At 44.7% G+C, this 24,418-nt stretch carries 26 protein-coding genes; 11 read left to right on the forward strand and 15 right to left on the reverse strand.

The window, feature by feature from the left end; genetic code table 11:
* Positions 1-11: 11 nt before the first annotated feature.
* Positions 12-1,268, reverse strand: a complete 1,257-nt coding sequence (otnK, locus tag R7044_RS18885) for a 3-oxo-tetronate kinase (protein WP_086047604.1) — start codon at positions 1,266-1,268, stop codon at positions 12-14.
* 25 nt (positions 1,269-1,293) lie between these two features.
* A complete protein-coding gene (gene ltnD, locus R7044_RS18890; protein WP_005375356.1) occupies positions 1,294-2,202 on the reverse strand; it encodes an L-threonate dehydrogenase in 909 nt (302 codons plus the stop codon).
* 274 nt (positions 2,203-2,476) lie between these two features.
* On the opposite strand from ltnD, the gene R7044_RS18895 reads away from it, so the two are divergent.
* Complete coding sequence (locus tag R7044_RS18895) at positions 2,477-3,235, forward strand: DeoR/GlpR family DNA-binding transcription regulator (protein ID WP_005375354.1); 759 nt, start codon at positions 2,477-2,479, stop codon at positions 3,233-3,235.
* Positions 3,236-3,412: 177 nt separating this feature from the next.
* Here R7044_RS18895 and R7044_RS18900 read toward each other — a convergent pair whose 3' ends face one another.
* The 6 genes from R7044_RS18900 to ppiC form a co-directional block, all read right to left on the reverse strand.
* Positions 3,413-5,167, reverse strand: coding sequence for an ABC transporter permease subunit (locus R7044_RS18900; protein ID WP_086047267.1), 1,755 nt, complete (start codon positions 5,165-5,167; stop codon positions 3,413-3,415).
* Between the two features lie 4 nt (positions 5,168-5,171).
* The gene (locus R7044_RS18905) at positions 5,172-6,686 is read right to left on the reverse strand and encodes an ABC transporter substrate-binding protein (RefSeq protein ID WP_054578660.1); all 1,515 of its coding nucleotides are present in this window, start codon (positions 6,684-6,686) and stop codon (positions 5,172-5,174) included.
* Positions 6,676-7,524: an ABC transporter ATP-binding protein gene (locus R7044_RS18910; RefSeq protein ID WP_054577077.1), complete on the reverse strand. Its 849-nt coding sequence runs from the start codon at positions 7,522-7,524 to the stop codon at positions 6,676-6,678. Before R7044_RS18910 ends, R7044_RS18905 begins: the two co-directional genes overlap by 11 nt.
* A gap of 20 nt (positions 7,525-7,544) precedes the next feature.
* Positions 7,545-8,306: an ATP-binding cassette domain-containing protein gene (locus R7044_RS18915; protein ID WP_225455758.1), complete on the reverse strand. Its 762-nt coding sequence runs from the start codon at positions 8,304-8,306 to the stop codon at positions 7,545-7,547.
* Between the two features lie 172 nt (positions 8,307-8,478).
* Positions 8,479-9,783 carry an MATE family efflux transporter gene (locus R7044_RS18920; RefSeq protein WP_225455759.1) on the reverse strand — a complete coding sequence of 435 codons (1,305 nt, stop codon included), beginning with the start codon at positions 9,781-9,783 and terminating at the stop codon, positions 8,479-8,481.
* A gap of 343 nt (positions 9,784-10,126) precedes the next feature.
* Complete coding sequence (gene ppiC, locus R7044_RS18925) at positions 10,127-10,468, reverse strand: peptidylprolyl isomerase PpiC (RefSeq protein WP_080276970.1); 342 nt, start codon at positions 10,466-10,468, stop codon at positions 10,127-10,129.
* Between the two features lie 215 nt (positions 10,469-10,683).
* Here ppiC and R7044_RS18930 point away from each other — a divergent pair, with 215 nt between their 5' ends.
* The gene (locus R7044_RS18930) at positions 10,684-11,598 is read left to right on the forward strand and encodes a chemotaxis protein (RefSeq protein WP_033906782.1); all 915 of its coding nucleotides are present in this window, start codon (positions 10,684-10,686) and stop codon (positions 11,596-11,598) included.
* Between the two features lie 80 nt (positions 11,599-11,678).
* On the opposite strand, the gene R7044_RS18935 is transcribed toward R7044_RS18930, so the two are convergent.
* The 4 genes from R7044_RS18935 to hutW all read right to left on the reverse strand — a co-directional run bounded on the left by R7044_RS18935 (position 11,679) and on the right by hutW (position 14,806).
* Complete coding sequence (locus tag R7044_RS18935) at positions 11,679-12,215, reverse strand: ATP:cob(I)alamin adenosyltransferase (protein WP_225455760.1); 537 nt, start codon at positions 12,213-12,215, stop codon at positions 11,679-11,681.
* A gap of 97 nt (positions 12,216-12,312) precedes the next feature.
* Positions 12,313-12,843, reverse strand: a complete 531-nt coding sequence (gene hutZ / locus R7044_RS18940) for a heme utilization protein HutZ (RefSeq protein WP_005375331.1) — start codon at positions 12,841-12,843, stop codon at positions 12,313-12,315.
* Positions 12,844-12,899: 56 nt separating this feature from the next.
* On the reverse strand, positions 12,900-13,403 hold the full coding sequence (gene hutX / locus R7044_RS18945; RefSeq protein ID WP_225455761.1) for a heme utilization cystosolic carrier protein HutX: 504 nt from the start codon (positions 13,401-13,403) through the stop codon (positions 12,900-12,902).
* A 32-nt stretch (positions 13,404-13,435) separates the two neighbouring features.
* Positions 13,436-14,806 carry a heme anaerobic degradation radical SAM methyltransferase ChuW/HutW gene (gene hutW, locus R7044_RS18950; protein ID WP_225455762.1) on the reverse strand — a complete coding sequence of 457 codons (1,371 nt, stop codon included), beginning with the start codon at positions 14,804-14,806 and terminating at the stop codon, positions 13,436-13,438.
* A gap of 160 nt (positions 14,807-14,966) precedes the next feature.
* On the opposite strand from hutW, the gene R7044_RS18955 reads away from it, so the two are divergent.
* The 6 genes from R7044_RS18955 to R7044_RS18980 are packed head-to-tail and all read left to right on the forward strand — an operon-like array spanning position 14,967 to position 19,545.
* Positions 14,967-15,710 carry an energy transducer TonB gene (locus R7044_RS18955; protein WP_025998667.1) on the forward strand — a complete coding sequence of 248 codons (744 nt, stop codon included), beginning with the start codon at positions 14,967-14,969 and terminating at the stop codon, positions 15,708-15,710.
* The gene (locus R7044_RS18960) at positions 15,710-16,408 is read left to right on the forward strand and encodes a MotA/TolQ/ExbB proton channel family protein (protein ID WP_033906778.1); all 699 of its coding nucleotides are present in this window, start codon (positions 15,710-15,712) and stop codon (positions 16,406-16,408) included. The genes R7044_RS18955 and R7044_RS18960 overlap by 1 nt, the downstream gene beginning before the upstream one ends.
* Complete coding sequence (locus R7044_RS18965; protein ID WP_005375322.1) at positions 16,405-16,818, forward strand: ExbD/TolR family protein; 414 nt, start codon at positions 16,405-16,407, stop codon at positions 16,816-16,818. The genes R7044_RS18960 and R7044_RS18965 overlap by 4 nt, the downstream gene beginning before the upstream one ends.
* A 28-nt stretch (positions 16,819-16,846) precedes the next feature.
* Positions 16,847-17,716: a heme/hemin ABC transporter substrate-binding protein gene (locus R7044_RS18970; RefSeq protein WP_005375320.1), complete on the forward strand. Its 870-nt coding sequence runs from the start codon at positions 16,847-16,849 to the stop codon at positions 17,714-17,716.
* A gap of 9 nt (positions 17,717-17,725) precedes the next feature.
* Positions 17,726-18,763 (forward strand): FecCD family ABC transporter permease, encoded by a 1,038-nt coding sequence (locus tag R7044_RS18975; RefSeq protein ID WP_005375318.1) that lies wholly within the window; start codon positions 17,726-17,728, stop codon positions 18,761-18,763.
* Positions 18,763-19,545 carry a heme ABC transporter ATP-binding protein gene (locus R7044_RS18980; RefSeq protein ID WP_005385036.1) on the forward strand — a complete coding sequence of 261 codons (783 nt, stop codon included), beginning with the start codon at positions 18,763-18,765 and terminating at the stop codon, positions 19,543-19,545. Before R7044_RS18975 ends, R7044_RS18980 begins: the two co-directional genes overlap by 1 nt.
* A gap of 112 nt (positions 19,546-19,657) precedes the next feature.
* On the opposite strand, the gene R7044_RS18985 is transcribed toward R7044_RS18980, so the two are convergent.
* Positions 19,658-20,119, reverse strand: coding sequence for a TetR/AcrR family transcriptional regulator (locus tag R7044_RS18985; protein WP_005385033.1), 462 nt, complete (start codon positions 20,117-20,119; stop codon positions 19,658-19,660).
* A gap of 607 nt (positions 20,120-20,726) precedes the next feature.
* Here R7044_RS18985 and R7044_RS18990 point away from each other — a divergent pair.
* On the forward strand, positions 20,727-21,026 hold the full coding sequence (locus tag R7044_RS18990) for a YfcZ/YiiS family protein (RefSeq protein WP_005375307.1): 300 nt from the start codon (positions 20,727-20,729) through the stop codon (positions 21,024-21,026).
* An 88-nt stretch (positions 21,027-21,114) separates the two neighbouring features.
* On the opposite strand, the gene R7044_RS18995 is transcribed toward R7044_RS18990, so the two are convergent.
* Complete coding sequence (locus R7044_RS18995) at positions 21,115-21,387, reverse strand: YnjH family protein (protein WP_005375306.1); 273 nt, start codon at positions 21,385-21,387, stop codon at positions 21,115-21,117.
* Positions 21,388-21,706: 319 nt separating this feature from the next.
* On the opposite strand from R7044_RS18995, the gene R7044_RS19000 reads away from it, so the two are divergent.
* Complete coding sequence (locus R7044_RS19000; protein WP_033906776.1) at positions 21,707-22,306, forward strand: hypothetical protein; 600 nt, start codon at positions 21,707-21,709, stop codon at positions 22,304-22,306.
* 73 nt (positions 22,307-22,379) lie between these two features.
* On the opposite strand, the gene R7044_RS19005 is transcribed toward R7044_RS19000, so the two are convergent.
* Complete coding sequence (locus R7044_RS19005; protein WP_005385027.1) at positions 22,380-23,489, reverse strand: 1-acyl-sn-glycerol-3-phosphate acyltransferase; 1,110 nt, start codon at positions 23,487-23,489, stop codon at positions 22,380-22,382.
* Between the two features lie 191 nt (positions 23,490-23,680).
* Here R7044_RS19005 and R7044_RS19010 point away from each other — a divergent pair, with 191 nt between their 5' ends.
* Complete coding sequence (locus R7044_RS19010) at positions 23,681-24,289, forward strand: hypothetical protein (protein ID WP_033906775.1); 609 nt, start codon at positions 23,681-23,683, stop codon at positions 24,287-24,289.
* Positions 24,290-24,418 lie beyond the last annotated feature (129 nt).

Here is a 24,418-nt window from a genome sequence, read left to right on the forward strand (position 1 = left end):
CACAACCTCACCTATTCAAAAAACGACTGTGCTTTGGCAAAGAAGTGTTCATCGCCGAAGTTGCCCGATTTCAGAGCCAAAGAAAGCTCGCCTTCAAGTGACTTCACCCAAGGTACACCAGGTGCGATTTGAGGACCGATATGAAAACCTTTTACGGCTAGGCTTTGGGTTACAACCCCTGAGGTTTCCCCACCCGCAACGATGAAATTTTTCACACCGTGCTGCTGAAGTTTAACTGCAAGTTGGCTAAAGAACTGTTCAACCGCGTGACTTGAAGCATGCGCGCCAAACTCTTGTTGAATCGCTTTTAACGCCGTTGCATCTGCGGTTGCGTAAACCAGTGGTGCGAACTCGCTTTCGATGTTGGTCATGACCCAATCAAACACTTGATTTGAGTAGTCTTCTTCCGTCAGACACGCCTTCACATCAATAGCAAAGTGTGGCGCTTTTTCTTTGTAAACAGCGACCTGTTGGTTGGTCATGACAGAACAAGATCCAGATAACACAACGGTTGGTGCCTTTTTAGGGTTCCCCTCTTGCTTCGCATCACTTTGATCTTCAAGGTTCTCTATCCAGTTCTTAGCAATACCCGCAGCCAAACCAGAACCACCAGTTACCAGTTTTAGAGACTTCGCTGCTTGGCCAAGTGTGACGAGATGCTCTGCATTGAATGCATCAACCACTGCGTAGCGGTTGCCTTGTACTTTTAGCTCTTCAAAGCGCTCAATTACCGCTTTTGGACCTTGTTCAATTATTTGGAAGTTCACCAGGCCAGATTTGCCTTGAGATTGAGCATCCATCATACGAACTAGGCTTGAATCAGTCATTGGTGTCACAGGGTGATTACGCATACCTGAGTCGCTTAGCAAGTCTTGGAATACAAATAGATGGCCGTTGAAAACTGTGCGACCATTCACTGGTAATGATGGGCATACAATGGTGAACGCTTCACCTAGCTCTTCAAGCAGTGCATCCGTTACAGGACCAATGTTACCTTCTGCTGTGCTGTCAAACGTTGAGCAGTACTTGAAGTAAAACTGCTGACAGCCATTTGCTTGCAGCCACTTAAGCGCTGCTACTGAATCCTCGATTGCCTCATCTACAGGACAAGAGCGAGATTTAAGACTGATCACGACCGCATCTGCGTTTACATCAATCTCTTCTTTTGGAATACCGTTAAGCTGAACTGTGCGCATGCCGTTTTCTACAAGAAAACCTGCGATGTCTGTTGCGCCAGTAAAGTCGTCTGCGATAACGCCTAATAACATCATTTTTTCTCCGTTTTACGTGCGCTTATTTCTGTTTGTTTTCTACACCTGGAAGCTCAATACCATCAAAAATCTTGATAACGGCACTGTCGTCCTCCTGCCCAAAACCAGCATTGCTTGCACTCAAAAACATGTTTAGTGCTGTGCTTGATAGAGGAAGTGGAAATTTGAGATCTTTTGCTGTGTCCGATACGAGGTTTAAATCTTTCACAAAGATGTCGACCATAGATTTAGGGGAGTAGTCACCATCAACTACATGCTTCATGCGGTTCTCAAACATCCAAGAGTTACCCGCTGCATTCGTCACCACGTCGTACATCAGGTCAAGAGGAATGTTTGCACGTGCCGCTAATGCCATTGCTTCAGCACCAGCTGCGATATGAACACCTGCTAGCAATTGGTGGATAATCTTCACAGTTGCGCCTAGGCCAATCGCTTCACCGATGTTGTAGACTTTAGCTGCCGTTGCGTTGAGTACTGGTTCAAGTGCATCAAATGTGCTTTGCGCTCCCGACGCCATAATAGTCATCTCACCTAATTCTGCTTTTGCAGCACCACCAGATACCGGTGCATCAAGCATCACAAGATTGTGTTCTGCCAATTTCGCTTCAATTTGTTTTGCGTCTTCTGCTGAGATGGTTGCTGAAACCATTACTGGCGTATTCGGCTTAAGCGCTGTAGCAAGACCGGTTTTGAACAAGACCGTGTTAACTTGAGCTGCGTTCACAACAAGAACTAGAACCGAATCAAGCTTATCTGCAAACTCAACTGCATTTGTAGAAACAGCTTTTGCACCGAATGAACCTAACTCTTCAAGCGCTTGAGAATTTAAATCGAAACCATAGACATCTAGGCCTGCACGCACACATGACTTTGCGGCGCCCATTCCCATAGAGCCTAAACCGATAACACCTACAGATTGAACTTCACTCATAAAAACAATGCCTTCTGGTCTATTAAACTTTGTTAATTCTTGTTTGGTTGATGTGATTATATGTGAAGATTAATACTAAGACCTCGCTTTGAATCACATTTTTTCACACAAATTAACAATGTCGTGATATATACCTCTTTATGGGCAGAGATATTCCGAGCAGTTAACACAAGCGAAGGCTGTTCTTACAACGTTGAGAACATAATTCACAGATATTCACAACAAATGAAAAGATTGGTAGGATACTGAAAAACAAGAATATAGAAGTGAAACTATGATCCCAGCAGAACGTCAAAGAACCATATTATCCCTGTTATCACATCAAGAAGTGTTAAGCATTTCAGATTTAACCGACCACCTTGGCGTATCACATATGACCATTCGTCGTGATATCGTGAAGCTTGAATCCTCAGGTAAAGTCGTTTCTGTTTCTGGTGGAGTGCAACTCGCTCAAGCTCTACATTCCGAACTTTCCCATGATGCGAAGGTCGAGCAACAAGCGGATGAAAAGATTCAAATTGGTAAGCTGGCGGCTACGTTAATTGGTCAAGACGCTACGATTTACTTGGATGCGGGAACAACCTCTCTAGAAATCGCCCATCAAATAGCAAATCGTAATGATCTTTTAGTGATCACCAATGACTTCTCTATTGCTGCTTTCCTTATGACGCACAGTGAATGTGAGCTTTACCACACAGGGGGAAAAATTGACCGCGAGAACCAATCCACCATTGGTGGAAAAGTCGCAGAGTTCTTGAATGGGCTAAATATTGATATCGCCTTTATTTCGACTTCATCTTGGAGCTTGAAAGGCTTATCAACACCTAATGAAAATAAAGTTCTCGTTAAAAAAGCAATCATCAAGGCGGCACAAACCAATTATCTGATCTCAGACTCAACTAAATACGGTCAGATAGCGAGCTTTCATGCATTAGACATCGAGCAATTGGACGGAATTATTACCGATCGAAACCTATCCGAAGTGGTCACTCAAGAATTAACGGATAAAGGATTACGTGTGTATAAAGAGTAATACTACCTAAACATCTGAGTTCGCGTAACTTTTATACTCGTTAATTTATAGGTGCTTCCAATATACGTAGACCGTGCTGTGTACTTTCTGGCAGAAAACACATCCTTTTGTTTTCTAAATTACCAAATTACTGATTACATCTGGATATGGAAGCTCACTTCGCTTTATCGCTGCTCGTCACTTGTCATCAAAAATCAAATTCACCGCAATTGCCATCAAAACCAAGCCTGAGATTGGTAGTAAGACACCTAATGGCGAGCGCTCGATATAAGGCAGATTCTCTGCAATCAATAAGCCCCACTCAGGTTCTGGCGGCTTAACGCCAAGTCCGATAAAACTCAGAGACGTCAGACTGAGCGTAATGTACGGCAAACGCAGAAACGCGTGACGAATCAATGGCGGCAGCACATAAGGCAACAAGTAGTAGCGGAGTACTCGCCACTGATTGGTTCCCCAAATGGGCGCAAGATGCGTATAAGGCTGCGCTTTGGCTTCCATCAACAAGCTCGCACAGTGCGCCGCTAATGGTGCCCATGACACCATAACAATCGCAATCAAGGCACTGTTTGGGTTCATTCCCGTTAGACCAGCGATCAGCAGACCCGCCACAATGTATGGCACACCTTTGGTGATCTCAATTAAGCCTTGGCTATAACGAGTCACAAAGCCGAGCAGCAAACCAATCACCAAACTTAGGAACGTCGCGATGATGCCCATTTTGATTGTCGACATCATACCCCCGCCAACACGAGCAAGCAGATCTCGCCCGACCGCATCGGCACCAAACGGGGCTGCTAAGCTTGGCGATTCAAGGCGAGTAAATTGGATGGTGTAAGGATCGCGCATTAACGCCCATCCCGCACAACCAATCAGCAAGGCAAAGATTGTGGCACTGACGATGCGTTTGGTAGTGCTTTGGGTAAAACGGAACGTACTGTGACTGCTGATCAACTTGCCACTTGTGACACTGTGTCCGAGTAACCAGCGTTGCAATAAAATACTCGCACTGCTGATCAACATCGAGAACACCAGTAACACCAACAAGCCACCTTGCAGCATCGGCAGATCTTGTGACTTCGCTGCGCCTAAGATTAGTCGTCCGATGCCCGGAATGGAAAACACTTGTTCCACAGCAACCGCGCCGCCGGTTAAACCAATCACCGTCATTGCGATTTGAGGAATCAAGTTACTAACGGCACGCCACAAGGCAAAGCGTAAGATTTGAAACTTACTGACGTTCGCCGATAGCCAAGTGATCACCCAAGGCTCATCTAGTACACGCTTGAGGCTGTCATTGAGCAAGCGACCGAACAAGCCAGCAGCAGGCAATGCCATTGCCAAACTGGGCAGCCAAAGGTTTTGTACACCTTGCCAACCATAAGGCGGGAACCAACCCAACCAGATGGAAAATACCATGATCAGCAGCGAAGCAATCACGTATTCAGGCAATGAAACCAACACCGAACTGAGCGTGTCATGATGCTTGTCTAAACGATTCTGTTGCCAACGACGCACGGTGTAAAGCACGCTCGCCATGCACATTACAAATGCCATGCCCAGCGCTGTAAGCATCAATAGTAGCGACGTTTTTGCAGTTTGTTGAACGCTCTCCATCACGGATGCGCCACTCACCCAAGAGACACCTAAGTCACCTTGCATGGCAAGCGCCAACCAATCCCACAGTCGCTCAGCAGCGCTGCGGTCAAGTTGAAGATCTTCTCGAATTGCTTGCAGAGCTTCTGCCGTCAGCAATTGTTGAGCCCCCGCACGGGCACGGAGGATTGATTGGCTTGGATCGATACCGGCAATATCCGGCATCAAACCCACCAGCACAACCACTACCCCGAGTGACAGGAAGCGCGACAAAAAACGTGTAAACCACTCAGGCATACAAGCGCTCCAACGAGAGCGCATGTTGGCAACAGACGACATCGAGTTAGTTCACCTCAGTAAACTGGTCGATCAGGCGACGCTCACGTGGGTCACGTTGTGCATTCTTCACGCGGTCACTCTCACCTTGGATTACACGCTCGTGAAGCAGTGGAATCACAGCGTATTGCTCAAGGATTTTGCTTTCTGCTTCGATGATCGCTTGTTGGCGTTTCTCACCCAAAGGCTGACGATCAGCGTGTTTCAATGCTGCGTCCACTTCTTCAGAGCAGAACTGACCTAGGTTGTAAGAACCTTTACAGCTAAAGTCACTTTGCATGTACGCCACTGGGTCACCAGAATCCAGCACCGTTGCACGTGACAACAAGAACGCATCGAACTTACCTGCTAGTGCATCGTTTTCGATTTGTGCGTATTCACGAACATCTAGCTCAACCACAAAGCCAGCCGCTTCAAGTTGTTGCTTTAGCAGCACCGCCACTTCTGGCAACTCAGCACGGTCGGTAAATGTACCGATGGTGATCTTCTCACCGTTCGCGTGGCGCATTTCCATGGTTTCCATACGAGGGTTCGCATCACGAATTGGTTGAGCCCATGCCAATGCAGGACCTAACAAACCTTTCGCTGAGTCGGCGTGGTTCTCGTAAACCGTTTTGATGATTTGCTCACGGTTAACCGCTTGAGCCGCTGCTTTACGCAAACCGAACTGGCTAAACACATCTGATTTATTGTTTAGGTAAAGCGTGTTGGTACGTGGCATTGCGACTTCGTGCAGCTGTGAAGATTCCATCATCGCGATTTGCGATACAGGAACGGCTTCAACGACATCCGCCTCACCGGTACGTAGTGCCGCAGCACGAGCAAAACCGTTTGGTACGTATTCAGCAAAGATACTGTCTACTTTTGCTTTTTCGCCCCAGTAACCGTCAAAACGCTTCAATTTAGCGCTGGTTGTACCGTTGATTTCTGTCAGAACGAATGGACCGGTACCCGCATTAATTGGCACAACGCGACCGTTTTCTTGATATGCAGCACCAGAAAGGATCGCTAGCTGTGGGCTAGATAGACGGCTTGGCAACAATGGATCGTTAAAGGTCGTTTTGATTTCAACAGTGAAGTCGTCCAATGCGCGAACTTGCCATTCGATACCATCCAAAATGCGTGGCTTTGGTGCGGCATCTAATGCTTTTTGTAGAGAGTTCACAACCGCGTTGGCATCAAGGTCAGAACCATCGTGGAATTCCACGCCCTTACGTACCGTAAATTGCCACGTCATCGGATCAACTTGTTCCCACTCTGTTGCCAGCATAGGCTCTGCTACCGACTGATCGTTTAAGTTCACTAGCGTTTCTGCTGTGCTCCAACGTGACAGTTTGAACGCGTCATCTGAAAGTGGTGACAAACCTGTGCGTGGTGGTTGCATCATCGCAACGCGAATTTCCGCTGCTTGCGGTGCAGCTGCTTTTTCCGCTTCTGGCTTGCTTTCGCCAGAGTCAAAACAACCCGTCAGCAGTGCGCTTAAAGCCAGCGACAAAGCTAACTTGGGAGTACTAAGGTGCATAAGAAACCTCTCCAATGGTTTTTGTGAATTCATTACTTTTGTGTTGAGCGCTCATCAAGGCTCTCGTGATCAAGTGTGATGGGTTATTTGTCACGTTCTGTGCTGTGCCGTGCTCGACAACACGTCCTTTGTCTAACACTAGGATTTCATCGCATAGGGTTTGTGCCGCATCGAGGTCATGCGTCACCAAAATCAGGCGCATCTGACGACTCTTTTGAATGCCTGCCAACAGGTCAAGAACCTGTTTACGACTGACGGGGTCTAGGCTGCTGGTTGGCTCATCGGCAACCAACACACAAGGCTCGACAATCAAAGCTCTAGCGATAGCCACACGTTGGGCTTGCCCAACTGATAATTGCTGCGGGTTACGATCTAACAATGTGAGATCTAAACCGACATCCGCCAAAACCTTTTCCACCTTCTCGTTAAGCTCTTGCGTTAAACCAATATTGCTTAGCGGCTCCAGTAAGATCTGGCGAACGGTGTAGTACGGATTCAAGCTCGATTGCGGCTCTTGTGGGATCAGCTGAATGTGCTGACACAACTCTTGTCGCTGCTTAGCCGAGCTACGCGATAACGGATAACCACACACATACACTTCACCAGATGTGGGTTTACGAAGACCAAACAGAAGCTCAATCAAAGTCGATTTACCCGCACCAGAAGGACCAACAATCGCAATGTTCTTTGTGTCGATGGCAAGATCCAATTGTTCGAGCGCTTTGAACGGTTTGCCCCCTAACCAACTTGGTTTGGAGTAATAGTGAACACTGGCTTGCTCAAAGCGAACTTCCGCCGATTTAGGCTGTGTGTGCCCGCTCAAGTTGTGCTTAGTCAAAATAGGCTCCAGAGATGAGGTTAAGGCAGCAGTTGCGCAAGTTGTTTGCAGAAAGGATGCGAACTTTGCTGAATGGCTTGCCACGGTGCGCCATAAGCCACCATGGTGTTGTCCGCAATCACCAAGACTTTGTCACACGCCAAAGCCGCAGACAGATCGTGCGTGATCAACAAACCACTGATGCTGCGTTGCTGAACACTGCAGCGGAACAACTCAAGGATCTCCGCTTCGGTGATTGGATCGAGCGCACTGGTGGGCTCATCAGCGATGATCAAGTTGGCACTACCAAGCAATGCAATGGCAATACAAATACGCTGACGTTGACCACCAGATAGCTGACTTGGATGCTGCGCTAATGCTGCTTTTGGATCCGCAAATCCGAGTTGAGACAACAAGGTCGTCACCGTTTCTCGGTTTGCTGAAGACAAGCGCGTTTTGTTGCCCGTCAATGCCAAACACAGTTGTTGTTCGACAGAGGCCAATGGATTCAGTGCTTTAAGTGCATCTTGGAAAATGACCGCAGGACGCTGAGATTGACTCCGTTGCAGCATGGCAGTTTGTGCGACCTCACTGCTGTTAAGCTGGATACTTCCGTCTACCCAAATATCAGACGGCAAAAAACCTGCGACGGCTTTCGACAACATGGATTTACCAATGCCGGAAGGTCCCATAATGGCAAGAACTTCACCTTGAAACAGCTCAAAAGAAATGTCTTTGAAGAGTGTGCGCTCTGAGTCTGTAAGGCTGAGATTATTAACGGAGAGTATTGGTTGAGAAATCACGGCATAAAACTAAATGTAATAATATAACATCACAAATAATATCATGCGGGTTAAAGCAAGGAAACCAGTCGGAAAGGTTATTTCATCACCTTTTTCAGATTTATCAGCAAGGGCAGATGAGCCCACCCTTGTTATAAGAACATCTAAATTAGGTCGTTTGTGACAGTGTGAATTACTGACACTTTTGTTTGACTTGTTCGAGGTATGGGAACAAGAAGACAAAGCGCCCAACGTAGAACAAGGTGAATGCCAGCCACAAACCGTGATTGCCCCAATATTGCACCGCAATAAATTGAGTCACTAAGAACAACACCATGGTTAGAAAGGTAGAGTTACGTACTGGTCGCGTCGTCCCTGTGCCAGTAAAGATGCCGTAAAACGTAAGACCAAAACCAGCAACCAACGGGAATGCCAATAACCAAGGGCTCATGTCTAGGTACAACGCAACAAGGTTTGGCAAAGTGGTAAACAACGTCACCACTTGGTGTTTGAACAGCACCAACAGCAAGGTCAATACAACAATGAACGCCGCGGTCCATTGCGTGTTTAGCTTAATCACGTTATCAAGCAATGTCGGATTCTTCTGCCCTACCGCTTTACCAGCGAAGACACTCGACGCATTCGCCACACCATCAAACATGTAGCTGACGATAAAGGTCACTTGCATCATGATTGCGTTCGCCGCGAGCACATCAGAACCTAGTTGAGAGCCTACACGCGCCATCATGTTGAAGAACACCAATAGACACACAGTACGAAGCAGCAGATCCATATTGGAAGATGCGATAACTTTGAGATCTTTACGCGTCATTTTTGCGGTCTGAATGTAATCAAACAGCGGGAAGCGACAAGTTTTCAGCACCAGCACCGCACCAATAACAAACGTCGAGATTTGCGCGATAAGTGTCGCCACCGCAACACCAGCAATGCCCATATCAAAGTACAACACAAATACGATATCCAGCACGATGTTCAGAACATTACCAAACACTTGCGTGAACAAGGTTTCTTTGGCTTTCGCCTGCCCCATCAACCAACCAATCACGGTGTAGTTCAGCAGTACAAACGGCGCACCAAAGATCATGATATCGAAGTAAGTCTTAGCGTTTTCGGCCACGACTGCATCAGGGGAGATAATCAGCTCTGCCCCCATCCAAATCACGGACTGCAACGCAATGAAAATCAAGCCAAGGCAGAGCGAAAGCACGAAAGGACGCAATAAGCTACTCGCTTGATCCTCTGGGCTATTTTTACCTAATGCGATTGCACTTTGCCCGGTAGTACTGACGCGGAAGAAGCCAAACAGCCAATACAAGGTATTCATGATGACGGTGCCGATCGCTACACCACCAATCATCTCAGCCACACCGAGTTTACCGATCACCGCGGTGTCCACCGCCCCCAATAATGGTTGGGTAACAGTAGAAACGATGAAAGGAAATGCGATTTTAAAATAGTCTTTATGAGTCAGGGACATCTTAAATTATGAACAGGGTTAATTTTTATAAGGTCGCTATCATATGCGAATGGCGTCCGAACATGAACCAAAGTTCGCCAGCAAGGAATAGCATTGATAATTGATACAACCAGCAAACGTATTCTCATACCAAAGCTTGAAATAGGATAACGACTTATGAGAAAAGCCAAGTTAATTGCATATAAATGAGTTTCTAGTTTGGAAAGATTAGCGTTTGGTTGAGCATGGCAGATCAGAATGTATCTGCCATGTCATAACGGTAGTGATTGGTGAAAAGAGACCGTACAGATGATATTTAATGCTTGTGGGTTTCATCTGACAATGTTTAGGTCGATACCAAGCCTTATGTTCTGTAAAGCACCTTCACAACATGCCAACCGAACTTGGTTTTAACTAAATGCGGCGTTAACACTTCGCCAGAAAAGCACACTTTGTCGAACTGAGGTACCATTTGACCACGGCGGAATTCACCAAGGTCACCACCGCGTTTGCCTGACGGGCAAGTTGAATACTTCTTCGCTAATGTCTGAAACTTTGCGCCTTTTTTCAGTTGCTTGATTATGTCTTCCGCTTGCTCTTTGTGCTTCACAAGAATATGTAATGCGGCTGCTGTATTTGCCATTGATCTATCTCTCACTATTCTGGTCGCGCAAGTGTACCCAATCCTTTTTAACAGACCAAACATTTCTTAATAATAGCTCAGCGGTAAAGGCCCTAATACACGAGGAATATAAAATCGTCTACATAATGAGTTTAAAATACAAACAAGTTTTGCTCAGTTAATCACTATGTCTCTAAAAGATTGTCTAAAAAGCTCACATTTGTCTCTCCGATGGTTGAAGCCTTCGTCTGATAAGATTAGATTAGACACAATTCGGTGGTGTTTATAAGGTTATTTTCATGGCAAAAGTCATTAGCAAAGCGAATCAATCTCAGGGCATGTTGATGTTTAAGCTCACCCTGCAACAGAGTTTCGCTATCGGTACGCTAAAAGTCCGTGAAATCGTCCCGTACATGCCAACAACAAAGATCCCTTACTCGCATCATCACGTCATTGGAACCGTTACGATACGTAACTTAACAGTACCAGTGATCGATATGTCAGCGGCTGTTGGCTTTCGTCCTATAAGTGAAGAAGAATATAAAAGCTGCTACTTGATCGTGACAGATTGCTTGCGAACCGTGGTAGCTTTTATGGTTCGTAGTATAGAGAAGATCATTGAGTGCGATTGGAAAGCTATTGAAACGCCACCTCCGAGCGCTGGAAAAAATATTTTCGTGACTGGAATTACTCGCTACGAGGATAAAACTGTTCAAATGCTGGATGTGGAACTGCTACTTTCCAAAATTTATCCGCAGTACGAGAATTCAAAGATCCCAATGCTGACAGATATTGAGCGAGAACGCCTAAAAGCACTCAGTATTCTATTGGTGGATGACTCTTCCATCGCTCGTAAACAGCTGTGTGACGCACTCGATAGCATCAATATTGGGTATCAAATCTGTAAAAATGGTTTAGATGCATTGGAACTGATGAAAAGTGACGCTGCGGCTCATCGCCCAATTGATATTCTGGTCAGCGATATTGAAATGCCCGGATTAGACGGTTATGAATTAGCATTTGAAGTTCAGAATAATTCCTCTCTGAACCATTCATACCGCATTTTACATACATCGTTATCGAGCGAAATCTGTGTAGACAGAGCTCACCAAGTTGGCGCGCATGAGGCACTTGAGAAATTCAATGCAGGAGAACTAATCGAAGCGATGCTTCGCGGAGCAAAAGAGCTAGAAGCCAAAGCTATGACTTCTTAACTCTTATTGGACGACTTGATTTGAGAATATAATGCAGTGCTTGTCCTATCCCTGATGCTCACATCCGCTAATTTCTCAGCTCACTTCTTTGGCATCGCGTAACTACGAGAAACGAATTCCGTCTCTTTGACTTGCTGAGCATGATTAATATAAGAAGCTAGGCTGTAAAGTACATTCGCTAATAAGTTCGCGTAACGAAACAAAATAGGTGCGGGCTGCTTCTTACCTGTATGTTCAACGGCAACTAATGCTCGTACCGTTTTTTTAGCTTGGCAACGGCACAAATGCAATTGACTGGCTGCCGGGTGCCCTCCGGGTAGAACAAAGCCTTTGAAGCCGCCATCAATACGTTGCTTGAGCAAAGCATAATCGGCCTTTAACTCTTCAACTTCCGCCTCTGTAATCGCTAATTTTCCGCGAACCGAACCATTTAGATGATAAACATTAGGCTGCATTCTTGTCAGTATATCGCGGCTAAACTCGTCCAACTCCATAGCGAGAACAAGGCCAATACGACTACAAAGTTCATCTGCTGTAATTTCAAAGTCACAAACCGGACTGTCCTCGTAAATAAACGGATAGCAAATCTCGCTCAATTCCTTACTTACAGGTTTCATGCTTTTGTTCCAATATAAAAAAGGGAGTCAGTATAACCTAACTCCCTTTAAACGTTCATTATGCCAAATGATCGACATTCATATGATCGGTTTACAATCAGGCACTTTCGACTTTCTTGTGGCCTTCTTGAAGGTGAACAAAATCTACTAAATCATCACCAGACACTTGATACGCCTGACCAAAACCTTTAACAAATAGCCCCGATTCTGGCTTTAAGTTGAACAAAACGAAATCCTCTAGCTGGCTTAGACCATCAATAATCTCACCAAAACGCTCTTTCATTTGTCCAACAACTTGTTGCCACATCTCTGTGTCTCGCTCAACTACATTTGCTACCGCATCAAAAGTTAAGCGCTTACGAGCAAACAGCTGCTTTGAAGACTCTTCATCTTCGATCATCATCAATGAAACGTTTGGGTTTTCTAAAAGGTTACGGGCATGACGAGCGATTTTAGAAATGAGAACGAAATAACCTTCCTGGTTTTGGACATAAGGCGCGTAGCTTACATTCGGGCGACCTTCTGCATCGACAGTTGCAAGCTGAAGTGTACGACGCTCCTGACGGAACTCTTTGATCTCTGGCCCTAAACGACCTTGCAAACGCTCTTGTTTAACTTGTTGATCCATATTGATACCTGACTTTACTAATTAGTATTCGAGTTAAGCCTCGATTATGTTTGTGATTACTTTTTTAATTCGGCTTGTAGGGCGCGAAATGCGGTGACTTGCTCTTCAATCAACTCGCGCTTTTCGTTACGGCCTAAATAAACCTTGAAAATATTGCTTCCGCACTCTGAGAAAAAACCAAAATAGTGACTCTCTCTACCCATAAACGGTTTACTGACTAATGCGACATTTTTAACGTTATCTAATTTAAGGTGGCCGTGCAGTTCACCTTCTCTACCCATTAAATTGTAATAGCCACGCGCCACTTTTCCTTTTGGAAACGGCGCTTTAACTTCAAAGATAGAACCAAAAGAGTGGACGATGGTCGTCACCGGGCCAAAACCAACCAAACTTTCTAAGATGCTTTGCGCTTGCTCTCCTGGTGCAATAGCCACCATTTCCTGAGGTAGAGCCGCAACAACCTCAAACTCGGAAATGCCAAGACGCTCTGCCATCGCAGCTGGCAATAATTGTGCTTCTTGCTCTAGTAATACTTCAACTTGTTGCTTGATTGATTCCATTGTGTCTTCCGTTTTTGTTCAATTTGTTTTCATTAATTATTGGATGCTTTCGGTACGGTTTCGTGCATCTCTGACGTGAGTACCTGAATACAACTTTGAGCCAATGACACTGCCCAGAAGCTGCCTGCAAGAGTAAGGATTGCGCTACGTTCATGTAGTTGTACTAAGCCTTTCGCTTGCCACACTTTAAATAGAGGCAATAAAAACCCGAACGCGTCCTCTCCCATAAATGATGGAAGTTGATTTGCTTGAACAATGCCACGGTCAAACGCAGATTTGAGTGCAGAAAAAAGTGGTTCTAGAGGGCTTTGCTTCATCATCATCGCGATGGTGCTTTGACCTTCTTTGACCGCTTTAATATAGGTCTCTAGTGTGCGGTGTTGCATCATCCCGTAGCCACCGATATTACCTCCAGCACCACAGCCAATTGGCAATACCTCTGCATAAGTCTTGGCTAAACTATTGTATAAACTACGCTCGCGGTTATCGATTGCCCAATGGTTCACACTCAGTTGCTTCATATGGTGTTTGGCCATAAAGTTCACACCGAGCTCATACATTCCCGCTTTTTCTGGTGTGGTCGCAGGTGGCGGGATTTTTCCCTTTTCTACGAGGTTGAGCATGGGAGCTGACCCGCCAACCACTAACTGATACAAATCCAGTCCGTGTGCGCCAGTCGAGAGGAAATCATTTAAATCTTGCTCTAACACTTCTTTGGTTTGATAAGGTAAGCCATAGAGTAAATCGATAATGACCGGAATTTTGTCTTCTTTGGCGATCTCGCTCACTCGTTTGAGGACATCTTCCCTATCATCTAAACGTTTTGCGCTGCGGCGCACTTGTGTATTAAAACTTTGCACACCAAAAGAGAAACGATTAAACCCACCGTCTAAAGCGCCTTGATACAACTCATCAGAAAAACGATTGATGCGACCTTCTAAGGTGATTTCGCAGTCTGCGGCCAAAGGAAAGTGGTCTCGGATAGCCTGGCCTAACACACGAACCTGTATTGGAGATAAATCCGTTGGCGTTCCGCCCCCGATATATACGGCGTGAAAAATACCATTTTGTGTCCAAGGTAATGCCGCTTTCTCTCTAAGCTCCTGCATTAATGCTTCAAAGTACTCATCAACCAGTGTGCGACTTGCAGCATTTTGAAAGAAGTTACAAAAAGTGCAACGAACGCGACAAAACGGAACATGAATATAAAGACAGCGCTTATTGGTCGCTTTAATTGAGTTAGCCGTAATACTCGAAAAAATCGCCTGTTGTTGAGACGAGGGCACAGGTACGCTCGCTCCCCCGGCATGTGCAGAATGCTTCTTAACAAAAGCAAATCGCAATGGATCAGGACTATCACTGCCCAACACTGATTCATCAAGCTTATCGATATCGACGCTCATATATACTCGCTTAACTCCCATCATGTAAGGGATGGAAGCTGATCTTAAAAATTCTGCAAGAATCATAATTTGAGCGTAATGATAATGCAATTGATAATTGATCTTATTTCCATTGTAAGTAATAATCTGCCCAAGTTTTCATAGTTTCCCGAGATATTCCGTGAACGTACAAAGATATGTCATTGCAGGAGGTGCTTCCCTTGCCATCCATGCCGCACTTCTTTTTGTTTCTCAAGAGACAAAGGTGTTCGCGATGCCGGCTGGAAACCCAGCAAGTTCGGTAAGTCTAAATCTTGTGTCTGCTCCTCCCGCTGTCGAAAAATCTACACCAGAAAATGTAGCGCCACCAAAAGAGCAGCCTCAAGACCAACCTGAACCAGAAAAGAAGATTGTAAAAAAACAGGTCGTCAAGAAAGACGCTGTTAAGAAGAAGGTAGTAGAGAAAAAACCTGAACCGGTTAAACAATCTAAACCTAAAGCGGTCGAGCCCACCAAAACCGTAACAAAGCAAAAGGTTCAGCCCGAAGCGAAACCAAAGAAAAAAACGGAACCGGTGAAGAAAGAGACGGTAGCTCAACAATCCGCACCTGCGAGCCAATCCAAAGGGGCAACATCTCAGCCTGTCTTGGTCGACAAACCAACGTTTGTGAGTCAACCAACACAACCCCGTTACCCAAGGTCTGCACAAAGACGCGGTATTGAAGGTGTAGCCTTGTATGAGATATGGCTAGATGAGAATGGTAACCAGATTAAACAGGTTTTGATTGAGTCTTCCGGCACAGAGTCGCTAGATGCCTCAGCACTTCGTGCGATCAAACAGTGGCAATTTACACCACATATTTCAGGTGGGCTAAAAGTCGCTCACCGAGTACAAGTACCTGTTCGTTTTAAGTTGGATGGATAATGGAACAACTACAAGAATTACAAACTCAATTTGGGCTGATGACATGGCCTTTGATCATTTGCTCAGCTCTAACCGTGATGATCATCGCCGAGCGATTATTCCATGTGTTAATTAGCCTTGGTGTAGGAAAGCGAGCCATTCGCCAAAAGCTCACAGGATTAGACCCAACAAATGGGAACGAGCTTGAAGCACTTGCTGAAGAGTTGTCGAATAAGCGGCCGCTTCTGTACCGTGGTGTTGCGATGTTGCTTGCTCATCATTCTTTCTCGAAATCTTTAAGAGAAGATGCCGCAGGTATTTGGCTGCAAGAAAAACGCCATCAGCTGCATTCCGGCCTTCGTTTGCTGACGCTGATTGGTGTCATCAGTCCTTTAATTGGCTTGCTTGGTACGGTACTTGGCTTAATTGACATGTTTAAAGGCATCGCGGTTTCAACGGGGAATATCACTCCGAATGATTTGGCTGACGGCCTAGGTCTTGCTATGCGCACCACTGCCGCGGGTCTCATTATCGCACTTCCTGCCATTTCAGGAGCGCAGATCATTGGTTTGTGGGCGGATCGTGTAATCGCCAAGCTTGAGCACACTTTAAACTACGTCAACTTATGGCTTGAAGGTATCTCGTTACAGCATGTCTCGCCAGACCACTCAAAAGTAACACTGCGCTCTTCTGAGAAGATTGAGGCTGCAACTCAATGATTAAAACACCACAAGAAAATAGTCGTAACGGTTTAACCCCCGATTTAACACCGCTGTTAGACATTATTTTTATCGTCATGGTTTTCCTGATGTTAACCGCAGCGGTCAAACTCGATTCATTAGACGTCAATTTACCGAGCACAGAATCTCAGGCTGTTGCAGATGTCGATAAGCAATCCATCACGGTAAATATTCTTAAAGACGAGCCTTACTGGGCTATTAACGGCAAGACATATATCGATTGGGACAACTTTACCCTCGCGCTGTTAGAAGAGAGTAAGTCAAGCGATAAACCGATTGTAATTGGAGCAGAAAAAACCGCGAATATTCAGTCGCTAGTACAACTTCTCGGCTTTTTACAAGAAAACGGAATTCAAGCAACTCAGTTACTCACTGAAGAGCCATCATAAAAATAAGTAAGATAGAGATCCTTTCAAAATGAAGAACACACGCATTACTATTCATGCTGTTGTCACGGCAGCTATTTCCCTACTTGCGAGTAGTCAACTTTTTGCCAATGAAACGCCATCCTCAGAGCGCGTTGTTAGCGCAGGCAGCGCCGTCACTGAACTCTTGCTTGAACTCGACGCTAAAGATAGCTTGGTTGCTATCGACGTCACCAGTCAATTACCAAAAGGAATGGAACTGCCTAAAGTGGGCTACCATCGTCGTCTTTCAGCGGAGGGGTTGCTCGCCTTACGTCCGACAAAAGTCATTGGTTCTGATGAGATGGGGCCGAAAACAACATTGAGCCAATTGAAATCGGCTGGCGTAGATGTAGAAATCGTTAATACTGATGCAAATGTCGAGGGCCTTTATCAACGTATTGATCAAATTGCGAACCTTATGGATCGCAAAGCTCAAGCTGAAAGCTTAAAGCAAGATGTCCAGGCGCAAGTACAAGCACTCAATGCAAACCAACCTGATCAAGCGAAGAAAAAGAAAGTGCTCTTTCTGCTGATCCATGAAGGGCGACCTGCAAATGTTGCGGGCTCACAAACGACACCCGATGCAATTATTCAACTCGCCGGCGGACAAAACCCAGCCGCTACACAACTCTCGTCTTACAAGCCTCTATCCACAGAAGCGATGGTAGAGATGCAGCCTGACGTGATTCTTGTTAGTGGTCGCAGCTATGAAACGTTGGGTGGTGCCGATGCAATTTTAAAAGCAATGCCGCTTCTTGCTGCAACACCCGCTGGAAAGAACAAAGACATCATAACGATTGATGGCCATGCTCTGGTAGGTGGTTTGGGCCTTAAAAGCCTTGCAGAAGCTAAACGCTTGAATGCACTGCTTTACCCATAGAGACATGACATGTTGTTAAGACGCATCCCCCTTTCAACGACGTTATCAGTGCTTAGTGGATTTTTAGCATTTATTGCTATCGCCTCTATTACCGTTGGCCCAATGAACATTAGCTTTGCTGACAGTTTGCGTAGCCTAACGGGAGGCAGTTCTGATCTCGCTCCTCACATTCAGTTGGTCATTAACGAAATCCGATTGCCTCGCACCATTTTGTGTATGTTCATCGGCGCCATTTTGGCAATTTGTGGTGTGGTTATGCAGGGCTTGTTCCGTAACCCATTAGCCGAGCCTGGTATCATTGGTGTGTCTGCTGGCGCTGCTCTTGGTGGTGCATTCGCTATTGTTGTATTTGCTGAATTTAGCCAAAACTATCCGCAACTAATGAACTTAGCGGCTTTGCCTCTTTTTGCTTTCCTTGGCGGTGCACTAACGACTATTCTCGTTTATAAACTCGGCACAAGTAAGTTTGGTACCTCAGTTACAATTATGTTGTTAGCCGGCGTTGCCATCAGCGCGCTCTCGGGTGCTGCGATTGGCTACATGAACTTTATCGCAGATGATCAGATGCTGCGAGACTTGACGCTTTGGTCGATGGGCTCATTAGCTGGTGCAAATTGGTCAGGGATTGCTCTATCTGCTGTAACACTCGTCATCCTATTGCTCTGGTTTCAGAAGAAGTCGATGGCGCTGAATGCTCTGTTGTTAGGGGAATCAGAAGCAAGACACTTAGGAGTTCCGGTTCAAAAACTCAAACGTCAGCTTATTTTACTTTCTGCACTGGGTGTTGGTATTACGGTGAGCATCAGTGGTGCAATTGGCTTTATTGGGCTCGTGATTCCTCACTTAGGGCGCATGCTCGCTGGGCCTGACCATCGAACGCTATTACCAATATCTGCCTTAATGGGAGCACTGCTTCTTACTGCCGCAGATATGTTTGCTCGTGTTGCTGTGGCACCAGCTGAATTACCAGTTGGAATCGTGACCGCATTGATTGGCGCGCCCTTTTTCATCTACTTATTGTTCCAGCAAAAAGGGAAGATTTTGTAATGAACCAGATCGTTTTATCGGGGAAAAACATTTCGATGACGTATGGCAACCGTGTGGTGCTCGATGACATCAACATTGATATCCGAGCTGGTGAAGTGACCGCCCTACTCGGCCCCAATGGCGCAGGTAAAAGTACTTTGCTCAAGCTTCTATGCGGTGAGATCTCTTCGAATCATCACATCACCTACTTCGGTAAACAAAAGCATGATTGGGAGCCTGAAAAAAGCGCCAAACATATTGCAATGCTCCCGCAGCACAGCACCTTAACCTTCCCATTTCTAGCCAGAGAAGTCGTAGAGTTGGGGGCAATACCGCTATCACTGTCCAATAAAGAAACCACTAAACTGGCTTTACATTACATGGAACAAACCGACGTATTGCATTTAGCAGAAAGCCTGTACCCGTCTTTATCTGGTGGAGAAAAGCAACGACTGCATCTAGCACGAGTGATGACACAACTACATCAATCTGGCGAAAAACGAATCTTAATGCTTGATGAACCTACCTCAGCGTTGGATCTCGCCCACCAACACAACACGTTAAAGATTGCTCGTGAAACGGCAAAAGCACAAAACGCAGCGGTGGTTGTGGTGTTACATGACTTGAATCTAGCCTCTCAGTACGCAGACCGCCTTGTACTCTTGCATAACGGGAAACTAGTTTGTGATGACACGCCATGGAATGCACTAACGTCAGAGCGCATTGAGCAAGTTTATGGCTATCGATCTATTGTGACAAAACATCCGACGCTAGACTTCCCTCAAGTGCATGCCGCAGCATAAAGCGTATCTCCTCTAAGCCGTCTCTAAAACACTTTGATACGACAAAGGCCCGCAATATGAGAATTGCGGGCCTTTGCTTTGATAGTGGCAGAATTTGGTGCTTTAAAGGCTATTACTTGCTCATTTGGATCAATGATCGACCAATCAACCACTCAAGCTCTTTGTCACCACCCGCACCAAACTGGCTTTCAACCATTTTGTATAAGCGGTCAATACCATTAGCAGCAAATTCTTGCGCATTTTCAGCGGTGACAATGTGATGGAATAGCAGTCGTAAAATCGCGAGAAACTCAGCATCTTCCAGCGCTTTAATCCAACTTTGTGAAAATGCATTTAATCCTTTATCAAACTCTAAGTGTTCAATAAACATTTTAAAGATACGGCCATCCAGTGCGGCGGTGAAGTCCGTTTTCTTAGGGAAGTGATGGCTAATACCGGTACGCGATATACCTGTCTGCTGGCTTAGCGTCGTGTACGACATTTTGTCGTAACCTAATCTGAGTAGCTGATCAATAACGGCATCCATGATCTTTTGGATAGTGATTTCGGTATCTTCTTTACTACGCTTTGGCATATTTTAAGCTCTTCTCTTTGTAAATCCATCTAACTCACTATTAAATGAGGCCAGAATGAAATCATTCTTAGCATTATACCCGGCTCGCCGATGCGGTTCGATTAGCGAAAACCTAGAAATCAGGTTGCTAAGCGCTGCACTTGAAAGCGCTTTGGGTATATGTATTGCGACTATTTAATATCATGTCGAGTTCCAAACCATAACGTCTTTACACTGCGTAATGTGTAATTTTCAGTTATGTTTTTGTCAATACATGCTACTCAAAATAAGGCGAAAAGTTAGTCTCATCAAAACCTTGCGCCAATTATTCATCGAAACTATTCAAAGACCAAGAATGATAATTATTAAAAATAATCAATCAAGAAATAGTCTTATAAATTAACCATTAGTTCAACTGGACTGAGCAAAATCTCGTCACTATGTTCGTTAATTGATTTTAAATGTTGATATATATCACATTAACGTTCTTGATGATTTAGTAATCCAATCTTTAACCCTTACTTAACAAGTGCCTATTCTGTTCCTTTTTTACGCAAAAGTCGTCATTTTTGTAGATACAGATCAAATACCTGATAGAATACCCTTAGTATTTACAAGAGGATTCGTTATGAGTGTCGAATTAGAAAAAAACCAAGTATGTGAGGCCTGCGGCTGTGCTGGCGAGATAGGCTTTATCATCAAAGAAGGTGACGAAGTTGCCGACGTAACGGTTTTCGCACAGACAAAAACAGAGCTAGAGTCTGAACTACAAAAATACATCGAGCTCGCTAAATCAGTATGTGCTGATGTTGAATACAATGTTTCAGAAATAACCGAAGAATCGAACCAAGCGACGGCTCGATTCAAATTTGAAGTAAGTGCTGAAAAACTTATCTTTGAATTAAAAACTCGCTCACTCGCGCGTTAATGAAAAAAGCGAGCATGATGCTCGCTTTTTATTTTTCCAATCTCTTAATCTTAAACCGCTCTAAATGAAACAGACAACTTCGGCGCGTTTATTTATCTTTTTTGAACACGACCCACTTTAACGAGCCATTGGTTTCAAAATCGTTCTCAGCGGTACACATCAGTAATACGCCTTCAACATTAATCACGGCCCCAGTGGTGTAGGCTTTATCATCGTAGTAACAGATACGCTGACCTACCTTACCGTCAGCAACTATTAGCGCTTTGTTTTCTGGTGTACTGTATGATTTAGCAAAAACGGAACCCGACAGCAGTACTGCAAAAACACCAGCGGTAAAAATAGATACACTTTTTAACTTCATGAAAATCTCCCTCAAACCTCAATAATACTAACAAGGACCCTTGTGAAGTTCTTGGAAGAATCTCATATTATTCAAATATCTACTGATATTTTTCTCACCTCTACACTTGGGTCTGCTTCACATTCAATCATTTAATTTATCTCATTTTAGTAAGCTTGAAGTTACTTAGCTCAGTAAAGAAGCGCACACTTTTAACGTGTATCTCTAATTTGAATATTTAAGTTATGAATCAAAAACTGTGAGCAAAAAATGCATAATAGGTTTATTTAAGTATAAGATAAGCACCTGTTGATCTCGGTATTTAACTAACTCTTTGACTATGCGTTTTGTTTCCCTATGCCTTACTTCAATCCTACTCTGCTCGTCTCCTTTGGCATATGAGCTAGATTACTATTCTAAGTTTGGTCACATCGATAATTACGGCAATCTTGATCTTAGAAACAAGCCTTACACCCAACTACCCTCTGGCCTAGTGGTAAAGGGTAACTTAAACATCTCACAAACCCCTATCAAAACCTTGCCTAAAGGGCTTGATGTTGAAGGCAGTCTGGAAGCAACTAACAGCGCACTCAAAGTTATTCGCTCAGGAACAAAGATAAAAGGCTATGCAAACCTACTAGGTAGTAAGATCGAAAACTGGCCTAAAGGCATCAAACTAGGCGGTTACCTAAATCTGACAGATACACCGTTAAAAGCGCTTCCAGCTAAACTTCGAGTAAAAGGTGATCTAAGTGTTATTCGCACTCCCATTTCTGAACTTCCTGAAGGATTGGTGGTTGATGGTAATCTTTATATTGGAGGATCAGCGCTGAAAGTATTTCCAGACACAATGACGGTGAAAGGGAATATCTATTTAGGTGGTAACAAGATCACAAAATGGCCCAGCAATTTAACCCTTGGTGGCGCCGTCGCACCTTAAAGAGCAGATAAACAAAAGCCCCGGCAGACCGAGGCTTTAAGGCATTCTGAATCAACGAGTTCAGTGACGAAGATTACTCTTGGTTATTCACAGGATTGGCATAGCTCGCCACCAAATAAGGTCTTGCGCCTTCAGGTAGCTGATCCAACTTATCCGCGAGATGACGCTTAACCGCTTCCGTAATGATGCTCGAATCTTCATGCCCAGCAGCTAACAAGTTGATTGGGTACAACTTGTAGTTGTTGTGAATTTGGCGGTCAATTTCACCAGCAAGAGATTCCGGCGTTTCAAACTCTTGCTCAATCACATCACCAAACGCAACATGTACACGGCCTTTATAACCAACGATACCTTGAATGATACTTTCGATATCTTCAAATTCGCCTTTTTCATAGCGGCCATTTTCTGCTTTTTCGTACAGCTCTTTTGCTTTGGCAATGTCACATGGATCATTTTCATAGGCAATCGAGACAGGAACGATTTTCAGAGAACGCGTGTACTCACCAAAACTGATCTTTTGTTTACGACCTTCAACATGGAACATTTTTAAAATCGCAGGATCAGTAAAGTCGTTTCCATCTTTAGCACGACCTTCCTTTTGGGCAATCCAAATTGAATTGCCAGTATCAAGCGAATGTTTGATATAGCTTGACAGTTGTCCCAATGCTTTCATCATTTCTCTAGGCGCTTTAGCAGAGCGCTTAACGATGAAGCTCTTATTGAGTCGCATCAGTTCTGTCGCACATGGCTTCTTCAGCAGGTTATCGCCAATCGCTATACGAACTGTACGGTGCCCACTTTGGTACAAGCCATAATTTACGAGCGCAGGGTCCATCGCAATATCACGGTGGTTAGAAACGAATAGGTATGACGTGTTTTTATCCAGCTTATCCAAACCAGAAAAAGTGACGCCATCCGTTGTCTTATTCAATGTATCTTTCAGATACTTCTTCACTTCAATCTGAATTGCTTCGACAGAATCAAGCTTGCTCCACTTGGCTTTCAGGTAGATTCGCAGGATCGGGCTCATTAGCGTTTTGAACCACGCTGCTTTATTAGCAAAGCGATGTTCTAGGATAGCAGTGATAAATTCATCATCTTGGATTAGACGATCCAGCGCTGCTGGAATTTCTTCGTCGTTGTAAGGACGAATTTCAATATAAGGATCGGTATTGGCTGTCATTGTTCATTACATATCAAAAAAAGCTGGCACATTTTACGCGTAGTTTTGCTGACAAGCAGCATTTCAACCCATACTTTTAATATGGTCATACCAGTTAAGCCACCATTTATCATGCTAAAAAATTCTCTCAGCAGGTTGGAATCGTATGGGTTTAACGTTACCCTTAGCGCCAAAAAACACTGGTACTCATAATGAACTACGCAATTGAATTTCACGACGCTAAATACCCCTTTCTTGATGTAGCTGCGCGTAAAAAAGCACTGAAGCACAGTCTACTATCTGTCATCGAAGGGTTAGCCGTCATTAAATTGGGTAAGCAGGAGTATGCCATTGAACCAGGCCAATATTTTTGGATTCCTCAAGGATGTTTGAGCTCCCTCACCTTTTTACCTAATTCTCGTGTATATCGTTGTGATTTTTCTGTGCGTTTAAATGACGACTTCTCACAACAGGCGGGCTTTGTGAAGCCTTCACCGCTACTAAAAGCGCTCGTCGAGAAGCTAGCAACAACTGCCGAACGCTCGGGTCTGCAAACCGATCTACTGACAGTAGTAAGACATGAAGTATTGACGCTGTCTCCCAAACTAGCGCACTCAACGTTAACGAGAACCATCAATCAATGGACTCCTGGCTGTGACATGAATATTTCTAAAGAGCTTTGCTTGGTACTAACACTACGTGAAGCAAGAAAAATGAAACTGTCGGGGAAGAAGGAAGAGCAAATTGTTGACTCTCTTTTTGCTGGTAACACCGAAGAATATGAACAGCTTTGCTTTTTAGTCTTTGGAGAAGCGCTATAACTTGCTCTTCAACAAGCTACGTCTTCAGCATTACGGACACAGAAAGTAGATTTGACCCGTCCTGATATGGGTTGACACTTTTTAACTAAAACGCTCGATGTACTTCATCGGGCGTTTTGTATTTTAAAG

Source organism: Vibrio sp. 1402 (genome assembly GCF_033340275.1).